Origin of the sequence: Acinetobacter lactucae, from assembly GCF_013122135.1 — a bacterium.
Lineage (GTDB): Bacteria > Pseudomonadota > Gammaproteobacteria > Pseudomonadales > Moraxellaceae > Acinetobacter > Acinetobacter lactucae.
In genome coordinates this window covers 1431187-1451504 of record NZ_CP053391.1, presented here as the reverse complement: position 1 = coordinate 1451504, position 20318 = coordinate 1431187, and the positions used below count along the sequence as shown (strand labels likewise).

Genomic DNA, 20318 nt, shown 5'->3' with positions numbered 1-20318 from the left:
TTTGTTTCATTTACTGATTAGCTTGCCTGACAAAGTGGGCAATTTACATCTTTATCAAAACTAACAATACGTTGTGTCATATTTAAACCATCCCACAATAATAGTTTCTGCTTTAAAGGTACACGATTTAAACCTAAATACAGTAAAGTGTGATGTGCTTGTAATGACGCTATCATTACAGGTGTAGTTGCAAGTACCCCAGACTCAGCACAGCGTAGTCCTTCATTACTATGTTGTTCTTTCGGAAAAAGGCATTCATAGCAAGCTGAATCTCCTTCAACCATAAACATTTGTGCCTGAAAACCAATTGCTGAAGCACTAATTAGGGCGACCTGATGCTTCTTACAAGCTGCATTTACCAGATAGCGAGTTGTAAAATTATCACATCCATCTAAAACCACATCTTGGTGTTCAACAAGTCTATCAATGTTATGTTCGTCTAAACATTCGTTATAGTATTCAACACAGATATAAGGGTTAATTTTCTGTAAACGTTTAGCTAGAATTTCTGCTTTATAACGTCCGATATCTTCATGACCAAATGCAATTTGGCGCTGTAAATTACTTATCTCAATAGTATCTGCATCAATCAGTGTAATTTTCCCAACCCCTGCTCTTGCAAGTAGCTCTGCACTGCTACAGCCTATTCCACCAGCACCTACAATCAGCACATTAGCAAGTTTGAGTTTTTCCTGAGCTTCAATATCCCATCCATCAAGTAAAATCTGACGGCTATAGAGATGCATTTCTTCATCACTTAACTCTACAAAATCGATATCTTGAAGCTCGGTCACGCGTTAATCCTTTCACTTAGAAGCCAAGTGATTTTATGACTAAGTTAGTCATTATGAAAGCTATAAAATGGAAACAACTTTTTTATTCGGTTAATACCCTATCACATTACTTCTCTCATACTTTCTGCAACAATAAGGCTATCTGTTTTCTGTGTTACTTAGGCTAAATATGACGCAATCATATATTGCACCTGTAGAGTTAGAAAAAGCTTATCGCTTGTTAAATCATGGTCCTACTGTCCTTGTTTCCGCGCAACATGGTGACGACCGTAATGTAATGGCTGCTGCTTGGGCATGTGCCTTAGAGTTTAAACCAGCCAAAGTGTCTGTGGTTCTCGACAAAAGCACTAAAACACGACAGCTGGTTGAGCAAAGTGGCTATTTCACCTTACAAGTTCCTTGCTATGCACAGCTCGATCTGACTCATCAACTTGGCACAATTAGCAAATTAGATGATCCACAAAAGCTTGAGCATTGTGGTGTTGAACTATTCTATCAAGAAGAACTTCCTAGCCCACTTGTATCAGGTTGCATCGCATGGCTGGTATGTAAACTTATTCCTGAACCGCATAACCAATCAGCTCATGATTTATTTATTGGTTCTGTTGTAGGTGCATGGGCAGATAGCCGCATTTTTAGAGATGGGCACTGGCATTTTCAAGATGCACCGAAAGAACTTCGCAGCCTGCACTATATTGCAGGTGGAACTTTTTATTTGATTGGTGAGGAAGTCAAAGCTCAGATTTAATCATCAAAAAAGCTAGCTTTACTTAACTTTTTAAATTTCATTAAATCGGATTCAAATTAGAAAATTTCTGCTCAATGGCAAAAAACCGCATAACAATTGCGGTTTTTTGCATTCAGTGACTATTTTTAAAATCTAATACTTAAACTTGGGTTACTTCGCGAGCAATCACTAAACGTTGAATGTCAGAAGCACCTTCATAAATCTGACTTACACGAACATCCCTATAAATTCTCTCAACAGGGAAATCACTGACATAGCCATACCCACCATGAATTTGAATCGCATCCGAACAAACTCGTTCAGCCATAGTAGACGCAAATAACTTTGCCATCGAGGCTTCTTTTAAACAAGGTAGCCCCACATCTTTTAAAGTTGCAGCATGTAAAACCAACTGATGTGCAGCTTCAATCTGGGTTGCCATATCTGCTAAGCGAAAACCAACCGCCTGATGCTGAACCAATTCTACCCCAAAGGCTTTTCGTTCATTTGCATATTGCACAGCCGCATCAAAAGCAGCTCTTGCCATACCGACGGATTGAGCAGCAATCCCAATACGGCCAGCCGCTAAATTAGAAAGTGCAATTTTATAACCTTCACCTTGTTGCCCTACCAAATTTTCTAACGGAATTCGACAGTCCTCAAAAGTAATGGTCGCTGTGTCTGAAGCATGTTGGCCCATTTTGTCTTCAATTCGAGTCACAAAATAACCTTGTGTGTTCGTCGGCACAAGAAAACACGAAATGCCTTTTTTGCCAGCTTGTTTATCTGTAACCGCAAATACCAAAGCCACTTGGGCGTTTTTACCGCTGGTAATAAATTGTTTTACGCCATTTAAAACCCAATGGTCACCATCTCGCTCGGCTTTACATAAAATCGCGCTCGCATCAGAACCGACATGAGGTTCAGTTAAACAAAAACATCCTAGCCATTCACCAGAAGCAAATTTTGGTAAATAGGTTTGTTTTTGCTGCTCCGAACCGTACGCCAGTGTAATACCACAAATCAATGAATTTTGAACACTTACAATAGTCGAAATAGCACCATCACCCGCAGCAATCTCTTCAATTGCAAGCACTAAAGATACATAATCCATTCCCGCACCGCCCCATTCATTTGGAACGGTCATCCCCATAGCACCTAGTGCACCTAAATCTTTTAATTCTTGAGCAGGAAATTCATGGGTTTTATCGCGATGTGCGGCTGTTGGTTTTAACTGATTCTGCGAGTAGTTACGCATCATCTCCTGAACCATACTTTGTTCAGCATTTAAGATCATTTCAGCATCCTTATTTTTATTATTTTGCTGCCATACGAATTGCACCATCCAAACGAATAACTTCACCATTTAAATATGAGTTTTCAGCAATGTGTGCGACCAAACGAGCAAATTCTTCTGGCTTTCCTAACCGCGATGGATATGGCACCATTTGTCCCAAAGCATCCTGTACATTCTGTGGCATACCTTTAAGCATTGGGGTTTCCATAATTCCTGGGGCGATGGTCATAATACGAATGGCATGTCGCGCAAGCTCACGAGCAATCGGCAATGTCATCGCAACAATAGCGCCTTTTGATGCAGAATACGCAGCCTGACCAATTTGACCATCAAATGCCGCCACAGACGCAGTGTTTACAATCACACCACGGTCTTCTTCACCTTCTTCAACCGTGTTTTTACTCATCGCATCAGCTGCAAAGCGCAGCATGTTAAATGTACCAGTGACATTAATTTGCAGAGTCTTTGAAAATAGCCCCAAATCATGTACGCCTTCACGACCAACCACTTTTGCAGAAGGGCCAATACCCGCACAATTCACCAAACCATGCAAATGACCATGTTTGACCAACACATCTTTAAAGAACTGTTCAGCAGCCTGCTCATCGGTTACATCAAGTTTTACAAAGTCAGCTTTTGGCCCTAACTGTTTTGCTTGTTGCTCGCCTGCTTCTACATTCATGTCTACCAAGGTAACTGAAGCTCCTTGCTTTACCAAATACTCAGCTGTAGCAGCACCTAAGCCAGAGCCACCACCAGTAATCACGAAATGTTTCCCTTGAATTTTCATTATGTAATGTCCTATAGAAATATTCTTTAAACTTAGTAGTGAGAGTAAAAGTTGTTGTTTTCCGATACAATTTCAAAAAGCCTCAAAATGTTTGCAGCTTTTGATCAATCCAAATTTTAAATATGAAATATTTCACTTGAAATATATGAAGAAAATATGAGTCTTTGACATGGTTGTCCAATCTTCTTTAAGTAAAGGCACAATTTCGATTGCACTAGTACATGAAGCACTGAGTGCGGCTTATGCTAAAGGCCTAAATACACAAATAATTCTAAATAAAGCAGGCATCCCCACTGAATTACTGATGTCTCCAAAGGCACGTGTCCCTGTTACGACATATGGCCAATTGTGGATAGAGCTTGCCAATGCCATGAACGATGAGTTTTTTGGGATGGATAGCCACCCCATGCGTCGTGGAAGCTATAAATTACTGACTAAACTCGTCAGTACGGCTGAAACTTTAGAAAAAGCACTCTACGATATTTTGAAGTTTTTTAACTTTGTTTTAGATGATATGCATGGAGAACTCATTCGAGAACAACAAAAAGCTTATTTAGTGATTCATGATCATGAACAACCTAAACGCATGTTTACCTATGCAACCTTTTTAATATTAGTACATGGGCTGATGTGTTGGCTAGTAGACCAACGAATTAGCTTAAATAATATTATGGTACGCTGCTCTAAACCTCAGGATATTCAGGACTATCTCGTACGTTTTGGTGAAGATATTCAATTTAATAGTGAGATAAATCGAGTTGAATTCGATGCTCATTACTTAGATATTAAAATTAAAAAAGATAAAAAAGCGCTTTATGATTTTTTAGAACAAACTCCACAAAATCTTTTAGTTCGTTTTAAAAATGAAAATGCCTTGAGTGTACTTATTCGTCGTCATTTATTGAAACTCCATCCTGCACAATGGCCCGAACTCAAAGATGTGGCACAACAACTCAATATTTCAGAAGCAACAGTTCAGCGCCGACTGAAACATGAAGGTGTAAGCTATCAACAAATTAAAAATGAAATCCGCTGTGATATTGCTGTTGAACGCTTAAGCAAAACGAATGACTCAATTCAAGATATTAGTGAAGACTTAAATTTTCATGACCCAAGTGCATTTCACCGTGCCTTTAAAAAGTGGACTGGCGTCAGCCCAGGTGCATATCGAGATAATTTAACTGGACACAAGCAATAACATAAATATCATAAGCTTAAGGCATTAGAGCTTAAGCTTATGATATTTATGTCTTTTAAATTCAGTATTTCAGATAAACGCTTTATTTAAAACTTAATAATATTCATAAAAACAGTGTTTTATAGTTTTATTCAAACTTTTATCTTTCAAACTGATTTATAAATCAAAATAACTAAGTTCATAAGCCTCCAAACACGTGAAAGGATGATCTCCTATTTCATTTCGGTTTTATTTTTATCATGTCTTTAAAATCAAAATTTTCTCTACCAAAGACTTTGTTGGCATCAACATTGGGGTTTGTATTTACTTCATCTGCTTTTGCAGCAATTCCGACTACGCTTAAGCTTGATTATGCTTACTATGCACCAACTAGTTTAGTCGTCAAAGATCAAAAACTTCTCGAAAAAGCACTGCCAAATACCCAAATTAAATGGGTTTTTAGTCAAGGTAGTAATCGCTCATTAGAATATCTCAACAGTAATAGTATCGATTTTGCTTCTACCGCTGGATTAGCTGCTGTATTAAGTCGAGCGAATGGTAGTCCAATTAAAACGGTTTATGTACAAAGCCAACCGGAGTGGACCGCGCTTGTTGTCGCAAAAAATTCACCAATTAAAAACCTAAAAGATTTAAAAGGTAAGAAAATTGCAGCTACTAAAGGAACAGATCCTTTCTTATTTACACTACAAGCACTAGACACTGTCGGTTTGAGTAAACGTGATGTACAACTGGTTCATTTACAACATCCAGACGGCAAGACTGCATTAGAGCGTGGTCAAGTAGATGCTTGGGCTGGACTTGATCCATTAATGGCTTCTGCTCAAATTCAATCGGGTGCCAAATTGCTTTATCGTAATGTTGGATTTAATAGCTATAGCGTACTGAGCGTTAAAGAAGATTTTGCAAAGCAAAGCCCTGAAGCGGTTGAGGCTGTTATTAAAGCCTACGAACAAGCCCGAAAATGGGCAAAAGCCAATCCAGATAAAGTGGCAGCACTTTTAGCTCAAGAATCAAAACTTCCTCTACCTGTGGCTAAACTACAACTGAGCCGAACCAACTTCGATCAAAGCATTCCATCAGCAACTCAAGCACAAGCGCTAAAACGTTCTGGGAAAATTTTGACAGAAGAAGACTTGGTTAGAAAAGGTACTAACGTCAATCAAGTGGTTGATCAGTTGTTAGACCCACGTTTTGCTCAAAAAGTCGTGAAATAGTATATGAGTGATTCACTTAACAAAGCTGAGCTAAATCACTTCTTAGCTCAGCAGGCTTTAAAATCTCAGAAAAAGCATCTAAACCACAAATTTACACGTTGGTTTAAAGCGCTACTCATTCCACTCATCTTTTTAGTAGCTTGTGAGTTTTTAGTCAGAAATGGCTATATCGATGCTTATCTACTCCCTGCACCGTCGAGTTTATGGCAATCTTTTTTAGATTTAGCTCATAGCGACCTATTTGCCCATATTTATATTAGTACATGGCGTGTTCTATTCGGCTTTATTATAGGAAGCGGTTTAGGTTTAATTTTTGCGATTTGGGTTGGCTTAAGTAAAGAGGCAGAAGCATATTTAGAACCAACTTTTTCAGCAATTAAGTCGATCCCAAGTCTTGCTTGGATTCCTCTTCTATTACTTTGGTTAGGAATTGACGAAGGTTCTAAAATTACATTGATTGCAATCGGAGCATTCTTTCCAACTTACACTAATACAGTTGCAGCAATTCATAATGTAGATAAAAAGCTCATTGAAGTTGGAAAAGTTTATCGGCTTAATGCTTTTCAGCGGATTATATCTATTATTTTACCAGCAGCCTCTCCGGGCATTTTAATTGGCTTACGCAACAGCTTAAGCTTATCTTGGATGTTTATGATTGCAGCTGAACTGATTGCAGCCACACAAGGGATTGGCTATTTACTTAGCGATGGCCGAGAAACGTCTCGACCTGATATTGTTATCATTGCAATTATTTTATTGGCGCTATTGGGTAAATTAACCGATACCTTAATGAAACTTATAGAAAACTGGTTGTTACGTTGGCGGGATACACTACAAAAGTAATTTTAAATCCAGCATGCCAAAGTGACTCGATCATTTTGGCCATAATCTTGAATGGTTCTTATCTCACTAAAACCATGCTCAGCAAATATAGTTCGAACAGCTTGCCCCTGATCATAACCATGTTCCAGAGCAATCCAGCCTTTTGGGTTTAACCAGCTCTTACCTTGAGCAATAATAATTTCAATATCAGCCAGTCCCTGATGATCTGCAACCAATGCACGGCGCGGTTCTGTTGCCAAAGCTTGCATGTGCTCATCTTCAGGGTCGATATACGGCGGATTAGAAACAATTAAATCAAATTGTTGTGGGTGCAGTGCCTCAAACCAAGCGCCGCAGGCAAATTTCACACGTTGTAAATCATGTGTTTGTGCGTTTTCTTTCGCAACTTCCAATGTAGGCGCATAGATATCAGTTGCTGTGACGAACCAATCTGGGCGTTCACTCGCTAATGCAAGCGCAATTGCACCTGTTCCCGTTCCCAAATCAACAATATTTGCAGTATTTGGTAAATTTAGATTTAAAACGGTTTCAACTAAAACTTCAGTATCTGGTCGTGGCACTAAAGTATCAGATGTTACTTTTAAATCGAGCGTCCAAAATGGCTGTGAACCCGTTACATAAGCTAAAGGTTCACCTTTTTGAATACGTTCAAGACCAGCTAGATAGTCTTGCTCTTGTTGGGCTGTTAATTCTTGCTCAAGTCTAAACTTTAATTCAAGCGAATTGATTTTTAGAAAATGCTCAAGTAACCAAGCATTTTCTTGTCGTTCATAACTATCAGGTTCACCACGAATTGCAAGCGCTTGAGCAATATTCATTAGCCGCCATTTTCCTGTGCAAGCATCGCCAACTGATCTGCCTGATATTCACGATGTAAGCTATCAAGCAATTCAGTTAAATCACCTTCCATAATCGCGTCTAACTTATATAAAGTTAGGTTAATACGATGGTCCGTCATACGACCTTGTGGGTAGTTATAAGTACGGATACGTTCAGAACGGTCACCAGAACCAACCAAATCACGGCGCATTTCAGAAGTTGCTGCATCTGCTGCTGCACGTTTAGCATTTTCTAAACGCGATACTAACAATGCCATCGCCTTAGCTTTGTTTTTATGCTGTGAACGCTCTTCTTGACACTCAACCACTGTACCTGTTGGGATGTGAGTAATACGCACTGCCGAGTCTGTTTTGTTAATGTGCTGACCACCCGCACCCGAAGCACGGTAAGTATCAATACGCAAATCTGCCGGATTAATTTCAACATTGGTATCAACATCAATTTCAGGCAAGATCGCAACTGTACATGCTGAAGTGTGAACGCGCCCTTGTGATTCAGTTGCAGGAACACGTTGCACTCGGTGAGCACCACTTTCAAATTTTAAGCGACCGTAAACACCATCACCATCTACGCGGCAAATAACTTCTTTAAAACCACCATGCTCGCCTTCATTTTCAGAAAGAACTTCAATACGCCAACCTTGTGTCTCGGCATATTTACTGTACATGCGGAATAAATCACCAGAGAAAATTGCGGCCTCATCACCACCTGTTCCAGCGCGAATTTCTAAATAAGCCGCATTAGAATCATTTGGATCTTTTGGAATCATTAAAATATTGAGCTGGCTTTCTAATTCTTCAAGCAATGTTTTATTGGCTTGAATTTCTTCTTCTGCCATATCTTTGAAGTCTGGGTCAGACTTCATCAGCTCAGCAGTTTCAATATCTTCTTCTGCTTGACGGTATTTACCCCAAACCTCGGTAATTTCAGATAAATCACTATGTTCACGAGACAATTTACGGAAACGTTTGTTATCGGAGATCACTTCAGCATCTGCAAGCAATGCAGTAAGTTCTTCATGTCGATCACAGAGCTGATCAAGTCGTAAACGGAGTGACGCTTTCATAAGAGGAAATATCTCAAAAGTCCAAAAAGCTTATCGAACGCTATGTAAGTATAGAAGATAAGCAAAATCGTAAAAATAGCGCATAGTTTACAGATTATGGCGCTTAAATGACATATATAATCAGCCAATTCATCAACTTTCCCAATAAGTAGAGGTGTATAAATATAATGATTTCGAATAAGATTTATTTACTTACCTATAATTTGGCTTTTCTGTAGGAAATAATAAGTTATATTTCCTCTTTATATGACAATAGAGGCTTTGTTTTAAAAACCTCTTTGCCCAGCTTACTTATTTTAATTTTTCTAATAAAGTTTTGCCCACTAAAACAGCCGATGCTGGATTTTGTCCTGTAATCAGTTCACGGTCTACCACCACATTTGGAGTCCACGCAGTTGTATTACTTTGATATTTACCTCCTATAGACTGTAGAGCCGTTTGCGGATAGAACTTCATTTCACCACCTTTTAACAAAGCTTTTGCTTGCTCTTCTTCCTGATTGCTAATCACCGTCATCCGATAATTTTTATAAATCCATTCGCCAGTTTTGACTGTTTTACCTTGTTCTAGTTGACCAGCTACTTCTGAGGCATTAGGTAAAGTTGACATTAAAGCAATAGGACCATGGCAAACCAAGGCAGTAGGTTTTCCAGCTTTATGAAAAGCCGTAAGAACTTTACCAAGCTGTTTATCTTTTAATAAATCTTGCATTGGTGCATGCCCACCCGGAATATAAATGGCATCAAATTGTTCTATACCAATTTGCTCAATACGCGATAGGCTCACAACCGGAGAATCTTGAGCAGATGTTAATTTTAGATCACGCAATAAACCTGCATATTGCTTTAACGCTTTTTCATCTTGATTAAAGTACATCGCACTGTTCGATGACTCATCTAAGGTTGGGGCTTTCCCTTTTGGAGTGGCAAATGTTACGGTGTGACCCGCATCTAAAAGCATTTTGGTAGGCTGCATCAATTCATTAAGGTAAAAACCTGTTTTAAAAACCTGATTATTTTTTAGCTCTAACTGCCCTTCATCAGACAATACAACCAAAACATGAGCAGCATTTGCACTGAATGCTGCTGAAGCGGTAACTACTGCAAGCATTATTTTATTTAGAGATTTCATCATTAGACCTTCATTCCAACCATTTGCTGGATTTATATTTTGGATGGATATATTCTATTTTTGCCAATGAGGTAGATAAACAATCACCTTTGCAAATCTTTTTTGCGTTTGAGGACTAAATGTCACGTCAATTTGACCATCTTGCCGATATTGAAGTGTTTTTAATTGTGGCTGAGAAGCTTTCTATTAGTGCAGCTGCAATTTATTTAGCAACCACTCCTTCAGTCATTAGTAGAACAATTACGCGGCTAGAGAAAAAACTTGGTATTCAGTTTTTTAGAAGAACAACTCGCCATCTGAGCTTGACGGAAGCAGGTCAGCTTTATTATGAAAAAATGCAACATGCTTTTCAGTTAATTGACCATGCAGAGCGTGCTATTCAAGGTGAGCAACTGCAAATTTCTGGCAAAATTAAATTAAGCGTACCCACCACCTATGGGCATTATCGTCTTCCAGAATTACTACAAAAATTTCTTTTTCAATATCCGGACATTCAAATTGAAATCAGTATTTCTAATCGAAACGTCGATTTAATTGCTGAAGGATTTGATTTAGCTATTCGTCAAGGTCAGCTTCCCAATAGTACTCTCGTTGCCAGACCTTTGGAGCTTGCCCCTCTTCAACTTGTTGCCTCACCCGATTATTTAAAACGTATGGGTGTTCCTAAAACCGTGGAAGACTTAAACCATCACCAATGTATTGCCTTTGAATTACCAAGCACGGGTAAGGTCACGCCATGGTTTTTAAAAAATGGTGATAATGAAATTCAGTGGATACCAACAAATCGGATTTTAGTAAAAGAAGATATTTTAGGAGTCGTGTCTCTTGCTGAAAATGGGTTAGGGATATGCCAGAGTTACGAATTTATTGTTAATGAAAAGATTCAACAAGGAAAGCTACAGCCTTTACTTGAGACGTATGCAGGCCACACACGCCCTTTCTCTTTACTATATGCACAACATAAACATATGTCTTCTGCCACACGATCTTTTATTGATTTCTTGTGTTCAACTGACCGTAAAGAAACTTACGAACATTAAGTGAGGATCAGTTCTTTCTATATGAGTATTAAATATTCTATTTTAATAGAAAGCATACAAACCAGACACTAAACTACAATAATCAAAAGATAGTTCTCCATATTTTCGGAGAAGTGTTTTGTTACATTTGCCGTAACAAAGATATAGGGTCCTGCGGCTAGGGACACGGAGTCAAAAATGAAATTAAATGCTTGGTTATGTAGCGCTGTTTTAGCAACTTCTATGGTTACTGTGGCACACGCTGACAATACAACACATGTAGCAGCTGCTTCTGCTTTAGGTAGCGTAGCAGGTACTGCAATTGGTAAAAGCATGGGCGGTACATCTGGTGCGACAATTGGCGCTGCTTTAGGGGGTGCTGGTGGTGCAGCTGTTGCAAGCGATCGTCGTAACCGTACTGAATCTGCAATTGGCGGTGCTTTAGGTGGTGGCGCTGGTTATACAGTTGGTAAAAGCATGGGTGGTACAAACGGTGGTTATGTAGGTGCTGCATTAGGCGCTGCGGGTGGTTCTGCTTTAGGTAACAAAATCTCTAAAGATCGCGATGCAGACAGATCTTCTAAGTACTGGAAGAAAAAACACCGTCGTCATCACTAATCAAATTTGACGCACAGATATTTAAGCACCTTCGGGTGCTTTTTTATTTTGATAAATCTACAAGCTATTATGTCGTATGCTCATGATTTATCCACATATTAATATAAACCATACAATCCGACACAAAACACTCGTATCTCCTTTTGGCTTCTCCATAATTATCACGAAATTTTTTATTACATTTACCTCAAGACAAAAATACCGTCCTTTCAGTAAAAAGGACATGGAGTTCTACGATGAAAATGAATATTTGGTTGGCTGGTGCAGTACTTGCAACATCTTCTATGGTAACAGTTGCACATGCTGACAATGGTACACGTGTTGCTGCAACCTCTGCTTTAGGTAGTGTAGTGGGTACTGCAATTGGTAAAAGTATTGGTGGTACCTCAGGTGCAACAATCGGTGCTGCTCTAGGTGGAGCTGGTGGTGCAGCGGCAGCAAGTGATCGTCGTAATCGTACAGAAGCTGCAATTGGTGGTGCTTTAGGTGGTGGTGCTGGTTATACAGTCGGCAAAAATATGGGCGGTACAAATGGTGGTTACATCGGTGCAGCAGTAGGTGCTGCTGGTGGTTCGGCACTTGGACGTAAAGTTGCTGAAGACCGTAACTACGATGATCGTTATTACCGTGGCCGTTATGATCGTGATGACCGTAGATATTACGATGGTGATCGTCGTTATTATAAAGGTGGTAGCCGTCGCCATGACAATGGCTTACACCGCGGTTGGTATAAAAACCGCTAATTCATATATGAATCAAAAGAGCACCTTCGGGTGCTTTTTTTATTGATAGATAAAATTTAATATCGAAAAAAAACGATATACATCAAACTTTATATATCGTATTATTCCGATATACCCTTATTCGAGAATATCGCATGCGATCACTTCAAGATACCAAGTTCTCTATTTTGGAACTTGCTCCCATTCGTAATGATAAAACCATCGAATTCTCATTACGTCACGCACTAGAATTGGCACAACATGCAGAAAAGCTAGGTTATGAACGTTTCTGGCTTGCCGAACATCACAACATGGATGGTATCGCAAGTTCTGCTACCGCTGTCTTACTCGGTTTTATTGCTGCACATACACAGCGTATTCGTTTAGGTTCAGGCGGAATTATGCTGCCTAACCATGCCCCTTTAGTTGTCGCAGAACAATTCGGGACGCTTGCTACACTCTATCCAAATCGTATTGAACTTGGGTTAGGTCGTGCTCCAGGCACAGATCAACTCACCATGCGAGCTTTACGTCGTGGTCATCAAGAAACAGAAGATCAGTTTCCTAGAGATGTTGTCGAAATCCTAAAATATTTCGATGTACCTCAAGCAGGGCAAAAGATTATTGCAACGCCAGGGCAAAGCACCCATGTTCCTGTTTGGCTACTTGGATCTAGCCTATTTAGTGCACAACTTGCGGCAAAACTTGGACTCCCTTACTCATTTGCGTCACATTTCGCACCACGTATGTTAGGTCAAGCGATTCAACTCTATCGAGAGAACTTTGAACCTTCTGAATACCTAGATAAGCCGTATGTTTCAATGGGTGTTCCTGTTGTTGTAGCAAATACAGATGAAGAAGCACAATATTTAGCAACAAGTGCTTACCAACGCGTATTAGGCTTAATCCGCGGAGAAAGCTTAAAGCTTAAGCCTCCAGTTGAATCAATGCAGGGATTATGGAATACAGCAGAACAACTGTCTGTCGAAAACTTCTATGCAATGGCACAAATTGGTTCTGTCGATACAGTTCGCACTGGTTTACAAAAGCTTATAGCAACATACGATGTTGATGAGTTTATTTTTACATGTGATGTATACGATACAGCTAAACGTTTAGAAAGCTTTACCCAGCTCATGAATGTAAAAACAGAACATTAAAACTCCGCTTCACCCTCCCATACTTGAATTGATTTTGAGTATGGGACGACCATCTATCTGAAAAGACTTTACCCCGACTTGCTGCTTGGTTATTTATATTAAAACGATAAAAACATCATGATTTAAAAACCAAAAGGACTTTTGGAAAATGAGTATTAATATTAAAAATAACACTTCAAAATCAGTAATTTTTCAGAATACTTCTCAAGATTTTGAAGGTTTTACTGGACAAGTGATTTCATCAAGTTCAATTAAAGAATTTGACTTTTCACATTCAACTGTCGCAATTATTGGTACTAATCAAGATAGCGTGACCCATCTTGAAAAAATCTGTCAACAAGCAAAATCTGTGACTGTATTTCAAATCACCCCTCACTTTATTTTGCCCCACAGTCAAATGGGCACAAATAAGTTAATTACCCATCCACTCATTATCAAAAACCGGAGATTATTTAATAATCGAGTAAAAAGTCTTTTGGCCTTACGTTTTCTTGACACGCAAGTGAGTGAAACATGGCTTAAACGCCTTTTAACTCCCAATATTGCAACCACCAAAAAAGTGTTTTTTAAATCTGATAGCTATTATGCTGCACTTCAAAAACCTAACTGTAAATTACAAACTTGGCCCATTGTTAAGATTACCCCTACTTCTATTCATAGTATGGACGGTATAGAACACCCTATTGACATCATTATTAGAACCAGTGCATAAAAATAAAAAAGCATGGTTTTTAGACCATGCTTTTTTATTTATTCATATTTTTGCAAATTACCGTGATCATCGTAATGCAAAATGATGCGTTGTTTTTTTTGCAAATCATTTAGCATGTCGGAAGTAACTGAAAATTGGGCCGCTAACAGCTCAACAGAACTATTAGGTGCCTTAGCTCTTCGGTCCTCACCACTAAACCTAATCCAGTTATAACTTGCCCATAAAATTAAAATGAGCGCGCTAATTCCGATCAATAACGCTAAATGTAATAAGGTCTTAACTTCTGATATATGATCAACCCAGACGTAATCATAAATTAAGTGACCTTCAAAGACCCATAAAAACAGTGAGACTAATGGAAAAAGCAACCACATTAAGCAAAACCAACCGATGGTTTGTAATGTATAGTTTGCCGTTTTATTTTTGACATATTCCGGCTGATCAATATATTCAGGGATATCTAAGGTCTCTATATCCTTATTTTCCTCAGGTTTCATGGGTTATCTCCACGGAAGCCACGGTCTGGGCTTACCCAGCGAGCACGTTTTTTAGTGTTAAATAAAGTTTTTGGTACCGCCACAACACTTGTAAACAAAGTCAATAACCAGAAAAACAACGGATACCAAATCACCCAGAAGTAATTTCTAAAGAAACGCCCGCGGTCATAACGTTGGTCAATCCACAAACTTACTAAAAACTGGATCAAACATGTTCCGCCGAGTATTACACCGTACCACTGTGGCATAAGGGTTTTGATCTGCCATTGCTGAGGCAACTCAACAAATAATCCAACAAAAAATAATGTGAATATCATGATCATCACATAAGACCAGATAATACTGACTAGCGCCTCAATCATGACTGGCCACATTCTTCGAACACGCAGTTTGAACATTTGTGGAATATATTCTATAAGAACCTCTACCCCACCTTGCGCCCAGCGAAGACGCTGTTTCCACAGACCTTTAAATGTCTCAGGCATATAGATATAACAAAGCGCTTGTGGAATATACTGAATATCCCAATGGTCGAGCTGTAACTTCCATGAAATATCAATATCTTCGGTAATTTTATCGTCAGACCAAAACCCGACTCGAACGAGTGCGGTTTTACGAAATGCTGCAATCACTCCAGATACGGTAAAAATACGACCATATGTACGCTGTGCACGTTTAATCAAACCAATAATCGAAGAAAATTCACCTACCTGTAATTTTCCTAAAATACTAGATCGGTTTAAAATTCGCGGATTACCTGTTACAGCACCAATTCGCGGGAAATTAATAAATGGTTGCATTAACCAAAGTACGGCATGCGGATGTAATAATGCATCACCATCAATACAAACAAGATATTCGTATTTACTCACCAATACGCCCGATCTTAAAGCTACGGCCTTACCCTGATTTTCTGCTAAGTGTACAACCCGAAGTCGTGAATCTTGCGCTGACAATTCATCGAGAATTTCAGCTGTTCTGTCACTACTTCCATCATTAACGGCGATCACTTCAAAATTAGGATATTTGGTTTGTAGCGCATAACGAATTGTTTGGCGTACTTGCGCTTCTTCGTTAAAACACGGAATGATGATACTGCATCCTTCATCTGTAGGTTCAGGAAGTGCTTGTTCACGGTATTCTCTTTTAAAGAAGAACCAAAGTCCCCCTACCATCCATGTCCAAGCCATTAGCAAGGGATATAAAAAGGCAAAAGCAAATAGAATATCGAGTAATACTCTCATTACTTTTTCCCCTCTACCAATCCAGCAAAAGGCTGATACATCACAGGGCTATAATTCAAACTAATCGGATTATATAAATATTGATGGACATCTTTTGATTTTTCAAAATTATAGTCATCAACACCGAATTTCTGGATCCCTACCCGTTGAATCGAAAAGAGTGCTTGCTGAACTTCTTCCCATGCAGTTTTTTGCGAGTTTTCCGGTAATACTAAAGTCAGCATTATTCTTTGCTTATCATTTGCATCAAGTGTTTTTAAAAGCGTTAACAACTGATTAAATTGTTTTTTCTTGCCAATTACATCGAACTTTAAATTGACTAATTCATGTTGCACTAAAAGTGTTTTTATAAGCTCAGGTAGATTTTCGATATGATCTAAATCAGGTGTAAGCAATAAACTAAACTGTGCCTGATTACTCATATTTAAATAAGGTTTAACTGCTTTTTTAGTCAGCTGGCTGAGTTGGGCTAGCTGTTTTGATTGTTCAATACAATTGTTTTCCTGCGCCATTCTTATTTGCATTGCGCAATTTAAAGATGTTCCCGCATTCAGTTGAACACCACTTAAATTACTGTTAAAGCGTGCAATATCTTTAGCCAAATCTACTGCTAAAAATGGCTTATCTTTTTGCGGATAAGCAGGCAATTCTAATATTACAGATTGGCCTGCACGAGTTTGAGCCTGCCATAAACTACGATTTAAAATATCTTGTTGAACAGACATTTTATTTGTAGGAAAATAAGCAACATCATATTGCCCATCTCCATCTTTATCTTCCAAAGGCTTTAAGATTAAAGCGTTGTTTTTTAAGCTATACAGTTTTGATAACAACTGCCCAAGTTTTTCATCAGTTTGAGCATTTTGTTGTGCTGCCAAATGCTTTAAATCCATACTCACAAAATGACGCGATTGCTTAAATAAATCTGACTCTTCGAAATTCAGAATATTTAACATGCCTTCTGTCAGTTGTTCGGCTGTAGGGTTATCAATGACTAAGCTACGCTTAAAAGTTGAGTCACTCACGCGATTCATACCATCACGTCCCAAACTGAATGAAAACTGGAAACCCGCCTGTTGTGCTAGCTTTTCTAACTGTTCATTCACGGCGCCATAAGGCCAAATAATTGCTTTAGGATTAACCCCTACTTCTTTTTTTAAAACTGCATAAGATTTTTTTAAGTCCTGCAAAATGCGTTGTTGATATTCCACATCGGTTTCATAACGTGATTGCGATTTTAAATAGGCATAAGAAGTTGCAGCAGGTTGCTCATTACCTTGAGGATTGGCTAATACACCATGATGCAAATCATCACTATGGCTTGCAAACTCGGCTAACCCAGATGCTTGCATTTCACGAACTTGAGCCCAGTTCACCAAGTTACCTTGGCCATAGGCTTCATAACCCGCTTTTGTATTACCATTTAACCAACTTGTTGGAAGCGCAAAAACTGCTGGGATTTTATACTGCTTCAGCAAAGGAAATACTCGGCTATAGCTACTTAAAGCACCATCATCGAAGGTAAGTAGAATAGAGTTATGAGGTAATTCTTTACCTTGCTTACGCGCCTCTTCAATGTCTTTTAGACGAATCGGTTTCCAGTCCGACTGACTGAGCCAGTCAAGAAACTGTGCCAAATTATTGGTCTGAATCGCATAAACATCACGATCACCTTCTTTGAGCACATCATCACGCACATCATGAAAAGTTAAAGAAACCGTATGATTTTTTGGTAGTTCAGTTTCAATGCGGGCATGAGAAAATTGTACGGGTAATAATGTTGAGGCAAACACGCAGCTCAACATTTTTGACATCATATTATTCATTAAAAACGCCCTTCAAATCCAAAAATACCATAGGTATGTTGTTCATCATGACCATCGTATGGATGGTTTTGCCAACCAATTCCATAATTAAGTTGCCAAGTCCGTGAGAGCTGCCATTGATGTTGATATTGCAAAGAGTATGTTGGTCGCGCAGAGTAATCTGCTTGTTTATAAAGCCCTACTCCAGCTTCAAAATGCTGTTTAAATGAGCGCTCATATTCTCGCCAAGTGACCCAGTCATGGCTTAAACTCAACTCAGCACTGTAATGATTACTTGGGCTAAAGTAAGAGGTCTGATCTTGGCTATTGCTGCCATAAAATCCACGAATGGTTCCGTAAGTAATATGATGAGGCGCATCAAATAATCGCTCGCGCCAAAAAGTCGAAAATTCTTGTTGTTTGTTACCGTCACTTATATCGGTTAAGCCATAACTCGCCCCAATTTGGCGTGACTCATCTTTTTGCCATGTCAAAGCAGCACGGTAAGCTTGTCCATCCTCACCAGCATCAATTGCTTGTAATGGAATATTAGCCTGACTGTCATATTGCAATTGATATTGCCAGTGGTCGTTTAACCATTGCGACCAGTCAAGACGAATACCTCCTTGTCCACCATCCGTACTCTGCGACAAGATTGCCGACAAGGCCTTACGGTTTGCTTGCCACTCAGCACCCACACCATAACGTTGGTCATGTACATCACCAAAACGGTATTCACCATAACGATCTTGATGCCAAGCAAATAGACGATAGTTATCTTTGATCCATGGGCTATTAATACGAGTTTCCATTTCGCGGTCTTTTAAACCATTTTGCCCACTCACAGAATCACTATTTTCTGCTTTACTCTGCCCCCAAGTTGTTGAGTGTGAAATCGTTGCTCTATCACGATCATCCAACTCTTTTCGACTCTTAACCACGCCACTATCTTCAGGATAATATTGCAAAAGACTTTCTGTGCTTTTGCGCCACTCAGGAATATTCCCTAAAGCCTGAGCATTTTGCATTTGGTTAATTCGGGTATCTTTCGCAACGGGTGTTAAACCATTTAAACGGTCAATTGTTTGTTTTGCCTGTAACGGTTTATCTCTCCAGCGCTCAACACGAGCAAGGTTATTAATTAAACTTTCGTTAGCAGGTGCAAGATCTACTTGTTTCTGAAAATGCTTTTCTGATTGATCCAAATGATTTGCATAAGCTAAATGCATACCCTGTAAAGCGATATAATCATCACGATCAGGATGGCTTGACTTATCTACTCCTTTAGCTTGACTATATCTATACGTAGGAATCAATCGATCCACTTCATTCAAAAGTTGTTCAGCTTGTTTATATTTTTCTTGTTCAATATAAGAATAATAAAGCCCCGTATATACCGTCATATCTGAGTAGTTTTTTTCGGTAAGTAAGGTTTTAAATGCAAGTTCAGCCTGCTGCGGTTGTCTTTCAGCTAAATAACTATCAGCAATCGCATGACGGACATAAGCCGGTAGTTTTTCTAAAGGTACATTTAATTTAGTAAATTCATCTAATACCGTACGGCTACGCCCACGAAAGTCCAAAGCATATAAATAGTCATAATGAAATCTTAAATAATTAGGGTCTGACGGTTGAATCAAAGGCTGTATTTGCTCACCTTGTTTCAACACAGCATCAAGCTCGGCAAAGCCTTCACTGTCCGACATGCCTTCCCGATTCAGATATTTATAGCGAGTAATTGCGTTATTTACACGTTGAGAAAACTCGCTGACTTGTAACCAGTGTTTTAACGATTCAGTTTGTACATTTTTATCGCTGGCAAGTAATAACTGCTGAGCTTTTTTATAGGCACCTACAGCCGCTAAGTCGTAAGTATATTCTTGCAAAACCGCAAAAGACTTTGGCTGCTGTTGATAAGCTCGCTCAATTGTAGATAAAGCATCTACAGGCGAATTAATGAGTCGATACGCATAAGCAATTTGAACAAGTTGATCAACTGTAAGGTTTTTACTCTTAATATTTTTTAAGTGTATTTTTGCATTTACAGGATCTTGAGCCTCTGCATATAAAACTGCTAACAAAATCTGGCCATCAGGCGTTTTTTGAATATTAAATTTATTCGACAACTCAATCGCATTTTTAAAGTGTTTAAAATCACGAAAATTACGTAATAAAGGGAATTGCCCATATTCTGGAAAAGTCACATAATTAACATTTGCTAAATGCTGAGAAAAAGTCATTAGATCTTTTTTCTCACTAGACATTACAACTAAATAATCGGCTAGCAATTTTTGGTCATGCGGGTATTTATTCAACAATTGTTCTAGTTGCGATATTGCTTGTTGAGTTTGTCCAGTTTTGTAAGTGTGAATAGCTTGCTCTCGCAATTCATCTACTTGAGCGGCATATAAATTAAGTGGCAAGATATATACCAATGAAAAAACACATTTTTTTAGCATTTTGATAATCGGATAGTCCCATATCGAGGTGGGAAAGTATAAATAAAATTAAAAATTAATCACACAACTCCAAAAAAGTGTGATCTATTTAACATTTTATAAATTATGGATTTTTTATGAATGCTTTTCTAAAATATTTAGTAAAATTAAATAATTACTATTTTTCAGCGTAATAAAACATA

Annotated in this window: 19 protein-coding genes; 9 read left to right on the top strand and 10 right to left on the bottom strand. The window is 38.7% G+C overall.

Annotated elements, in window-relative coordinates; translation table 11 throughout:
* Positions 1-17 precede the first annotated feature (17 nt).
* The gene (locus HLV59_RS06750) at positions 18-794 is read right to left on the bottom strand and encodes a HesA/MoeB/ThiF family protein (RefSeq protein WP_171429600.1); all 777 of its coding nucleotides are present in this window, start codon (positions 792-794) and stop codon (positions 18-20) included.
* A 169-nt stretch (positions 795-963) separates the two neighbouring features.
* Here HLV59_RS06750 and HLV59_RS06745 point away from each other — a divergent pair, with 169 nt between their 5' ends.
* Positions 964-1542, top strand: a complete 579-nt coding sequence (locus HLV59_RS06745; protein WP_125738667.1) for a flavin reductase family protein — start codon at positions 964-966, stop codon at positions 1540-1542.
* A gap of 139 nt (positions 1543-1681) precedes the next feature.
* Here HLV59_RS06745 and HLV59_RS06740 read toward each other — a convergent pair whose 3' ends face one another.
* Positions 1682-2818, bottom strand: a complete 1137-nt coding sequence (locus HLV59_RS06740) for an acyl-CoA dehydrogenase family protein (RefSeq protein WP_171429599.1) — start codon at positions 2816-2818, stop codon at positions 1682-1684.
* Positions 2819-2837: 19 nt separating this feature from the next.
* Entirely contained in the window at positions 2838-3608 is a 771-nt protein-coding gene (locus HLV59_RS06735; protein ID WP_171429598.1) for a 3-hydroxyacyl-CoA dehydrogenase, read from the bottom strand.
* Between the two features lie 169 nt (positions 3609-3777).
* On the opposite strand from HLV59_RS06735, the gene HLV59_RS06730 reads away from it, so the two are divergent.
* From HLV59_RS06730 to HLV59_RS06720, 3 genes are all read left to right on the top strand, one after another.
* On the top strand, positions 3778-4806 hold the full coding sequence (locus tag HLV59_RS06730) for an AraC family transcriptional regulator (RefSeq protein ID WP_125697833.1): 1029 nt from the start codon (positions 3778-3780) through the stop codon (positions 4804-4806).
* A gap of 239 nt (positions 4807-5045) precedes the next feature.
* Entirely contained in the window at positions 5046-6020 is a 975-nt protein-coding gene (locus HLV59_RS06725) for an aliphatic sulfonate ABC transporter substrate-binding protein (protein ID WP_062848377.1), read from the top strand.
* Positions 6021-6023: 3 nt separating this feature from the next.
* Complete coding sequence (locus tag HLV59_RS06720; protein WP_171429597.1) at positions 6024-6863, top strand: ABC transporter permease; 840 nt, start codon at positions 6024-6026, stop codon at positions 6861-6863.
* 2 nt (positions 6864-6865) lie between these two features.
* On the opposite strand, the gene prmC is transcribed toward HLV59_RS06720, so the two are convergent.
* The 3 genes from prmC to HLV59_RS06705 all read right to left on the bottom strand — a co-directional run bounded on the left by prmC (position 6866) and on the right by HLV59_RS06705 (position 9900).
* On the bottom strand, positions 6866-7681 hold the full coding sequence (prmC, locus tag HLV59_RS06715; protein WP_062848375.1) for a peptide chain release factor N(5)-glutamine methyltransferase: 816 nt from the start codon (positions 7679-7681) through the stop codon (positions 6866-6868).
* Positions 7681-8769 (bottom strand): peptide chain release factor 1, encoded by a 1089-nt coding sequence (prfA, locus tag HLV59_RS06710; protein ID WP_151747581.1) that lies wholly within the window; start codon positions 8767-8769, stop codon positions 7681-7683. The genes prmC and prfA overlap by 1 nt, the downstream gene beginning before the upstream one ends.
* A 291-nt stretch (positions 8770-9060) precedes the next feature.
* Positions 9061-9900, bottom strand: coding sequence for a type 1 glutamine amidotransferase domain-containing protein (locus HLV59_RS06705; RefSeq protein ID WP_215901647.1), 840 nt, complete (start codon positions 9898-9900; stop codon positions 9061-9063).
* A 119-nt stretch (positions 9901-10019) separates the two neighbouring features.
* Here HLV59_RS06705 and HLV59_RS06700 point away from each other — a divergent pair, with 119 nt between their 5' ends.
* The 5 genes from HLV59_RS06700 to HLV59_RS06680 all read left to right on the top strand — a co-directional run bounded on the left by HLV59_RS06700 (position 10020) and on the right by HLV59_RS06680 (position 14131).
* The gene (locus tag HLV59_RS06700; RefSeq protein WP_151747580.1) at positions 10020-10940 is read left to right on the top strand and encodes a LysR family transcriptional regulator; all 921 of its coding nucleotides are present in this window, start codon (positions 10020-10022) and stop codon (positions 10938-10940) included.
* 177 nt (positions 10941-11117) lie between these two features.
* The gene (locus HLV59_RS06695; RefSeq protein WP_171429596.1) at positions 11118-11537 is read left to right on the top strand and encodes a glycine zipper domain-containing protein; all 420 of its coding nucleotides are present in this window, start codon (positions 11118-11120) and stop codon (positions 11535-11537) included.
* A gap of 236 nt (positions 11538-11773) precedes the next feature.
* On the top strand, positions 11774-12280 hold the full coding sequence (locus HLV59_RS06690) for a hypothetical protein (RefSeq protein ID WP_171429595.1): 507 nt from the start codon (positions 11774-11776) through the stop codon (positions 12278-12280).
* Positions 12281-12414: 134 nt separating this feature from the next.
* Positions 12415-13419, top strand: coding sequence for an LLM class flavin-dependent oxidoreductase (locus tag HLV59_RS06685; protein WP_087087915.1), 1005 nt, complete (start codon positions 12415-12417; stop codon positions 13417-13419).
* 148 nt (positions 13420-13567) lie between these two features.
* Complete coding sequence (locus HLV59_RS06680) at positions 13568-14131, top strand: NAD(P)/FAD-dependent oxidoreductase (RefSeq protein ID WP_087087913.1); 564 nt, start codon at positions 13568-13570, stop codon at positions 14129-14131.
* Between the two features lie 38 nt (positions 14132-14169).
* On the opposite strand, the gene pgaD is transcribed toward HLV59_RS06680, so the two are convergent.
* From pgaD to pgaA, 4 genes are read right to left on the bottom strand one after another with little or no spacing between them, the layout of a single operon-like run.
* Positions 14170-14628 carry a poly-beta-1,6-N-acetyl-D-glucosamine biosynthesis protein PgaD gene (gene pgaD / locus HLV59_RS06675; protein WP_016145810.1) on the bottom strand — a complete coding sequence of 153 codons (459 nt, stop codon included), beginning with the start codon at positions 14626-14628 and terminating at the stop codon, positions 14170-14172.
* Positions 14625-15872 carry a poly-beta-1,6-N-acetyl-D-glucosamine synthase gene (pgaC, locus tag HLV59_RS06670; protein ID WP_005068507.1) on the bottom strand — a complete coding sequence of 416 codons (1248 nt, stop codon included), beginning with the start codon at positions 15870-15872 and terminating at the stop codon, positions 14625-14627. The genes pgaD and pgaC overlap by 4 nt, the downstream gene beginning before the upstream one ends.
* Positions 15872-17698, bottom strand: coding sequence for a poly-beta-1,6-N-acetyl-D-glucosamine N-deacetylase PgaB (gene pgaB, locus HLV59_RS06665; RefSeq protein WP_171429594.1), 1827 nt, complete (start codon positions 17696-17698; stop codon positions 15872-15874). The genes pgaC and pgaB overlap by 1 nt, the downstream gene beginning before the upstream one ends.
* Positions 17698-20136 (bottom strand): poly-beta-1,6 N-acetyl-D-glucosamine export porin PgaA, encoded by a 2439-nt coding sequence (gene pgaA, locus HLV59_RS06660; RefSeq protein ID WP_171429593.1) that lies wholly within the window; start codon positions 20134-20136, stop codon positions 17698-17700. Before pgaA ends, pgaB begins: the two co-directional genes overlap by 1 nt.
* Between the last annotated feature and the right edge of the window lie 182 nt (positions 20137-20318).

What these genes read in the sequence shown, in the direction of transcription:
- HLV59_RS06695 (WP_171429596.1), top strand. Translation starts at nt 11,118, where the DNA reads ATGAAATTAAATGCTTGGTTATGTAGCGCTGTTTTAGCAACTTCTATG.
- HLV59_RS06725 (WP_062848377.1), top strand. Translation starts at nt 5,046, where the DNA reads ATGTCTTTAAAATCAAAATTTTCTCTACCAAAGACTTTGTTGGCATCA.
- HLV59_RS06730 (WP_125697833.1), top strand. Translation starts at nt 3,778, where the DNA reads ATGGTTGTCCAATCTTCTTTAAGTAAAGGCACAATTTCGATTGCACTA.
- pgaA (WP_171429593.1), bottom strand. Translation starts at nt 20,136, where the DNA reads ATGCTAAAAAAATGTGTTTTTTCATTGGTATATATCTTGCCACTTAAT.
- HLV59_RS06685 (WP_087087915.1), top strand. Translation starts at nt 12,415, where the DNA reads ATGCGATCACTTCAAGATACCAAGTTCTCTATTTTGGAACTTGCTCCC.
- prmC (WP_062848375.1), bottom strand. Translation starts at nt 7,681, where the DNA reads ATGAATATTGCTCAAGCGCTTGCAATTCGTGGTGAACCTGATAGTTAT.
- pgaC (WP_005068507.1), bottom strand. Translation starts at nt 15,872, where the DNA reads ATGAGAGTATTACTCGATATTCTATTTGCTTTTGCCTTTTTATATCCC.
- HLV59_RS06735 (WP_171429598.1), bottom strand. Translation starts at nt 3,608, where the DNA reads ATGAAAATTCAAGGGAAACATTTCGTGATTACTGGTGGTGGCTCTGGC.
- prfA (WP_151747581.1), bottom strand. Translation starts at nt 8,769, where the DNA reads ATGAAAGCGTCACTCCGTTTACGACTTGATCAGCTCTGTGATCGACAT.
- HLV59_RS06720 (WP_171429597.1), top strand. Translation starts at nt 6,024, where the DNA reads ATGAGTGATTCACTTAACAAAGCTGAGCTAAATCACTTCTTAGCTCAG.
- HLV59_RS06690 (WP_171429595.1), top strand. Translation starts at nt 11,774, where the DNA reads ATGAAAATGAATATTTGGTTGGCTGGTGCAGTACTTGCAACATCTTCT.
- HLV59_RS06700 (WP_151747580.1), top strand. Translation starts at nt 10,020, where the DNA reads ATGTCACGTCAATTTGACCATCTTGCCGATATTGAAGTGTTTTTAATT.
- pgaB (WP_171429594.1), bottom strand. Translation starts at nt 17,698, where the DNA reads ATGAATAATATGATGTCAAAAATGTTGAGCTGCGTGTTTGCCTCAACA.
- HLV59_RS06705 (WP_215901647.1), bottom strand. Translation starts at nt 9,900, where the DNA reads ATGAAATCTCTAAATAAAATAATGCTTGCAGTAGTTACCGCTTCAGCA.
- pgaD (WP_016145810.1), bottom strand. Translation starts at nt 14,628, where the DNA reads ATGAAACCTGAGGAAAATAAGGATATAGAGACCTTAGATATCCCTGAA.
- HLV59_RS06680 (WP_087087913.1), top strand. Translation starts at nt 13,568, where the DNA reads ATGAGTATTAATATTAAAAATAACACTTCAAAATCAGTAATTTTTCAG.
- HLV59_RS06740 (WP_171429599.1), bottom strand. Translation starts at nt 2,818, where the DNA reads ATGATCTTAAATGCTGAACAAAGTATGGTTCAGGAGATGATGCGTAAC.
- HLV59_RS06745 (WP_125738667.1), top strand. Translation starts at nt 964, where the DNA reads ATGACGCAATCATATATTGCACCTGTAGAGTTAGAAAAAGCTTATCGC.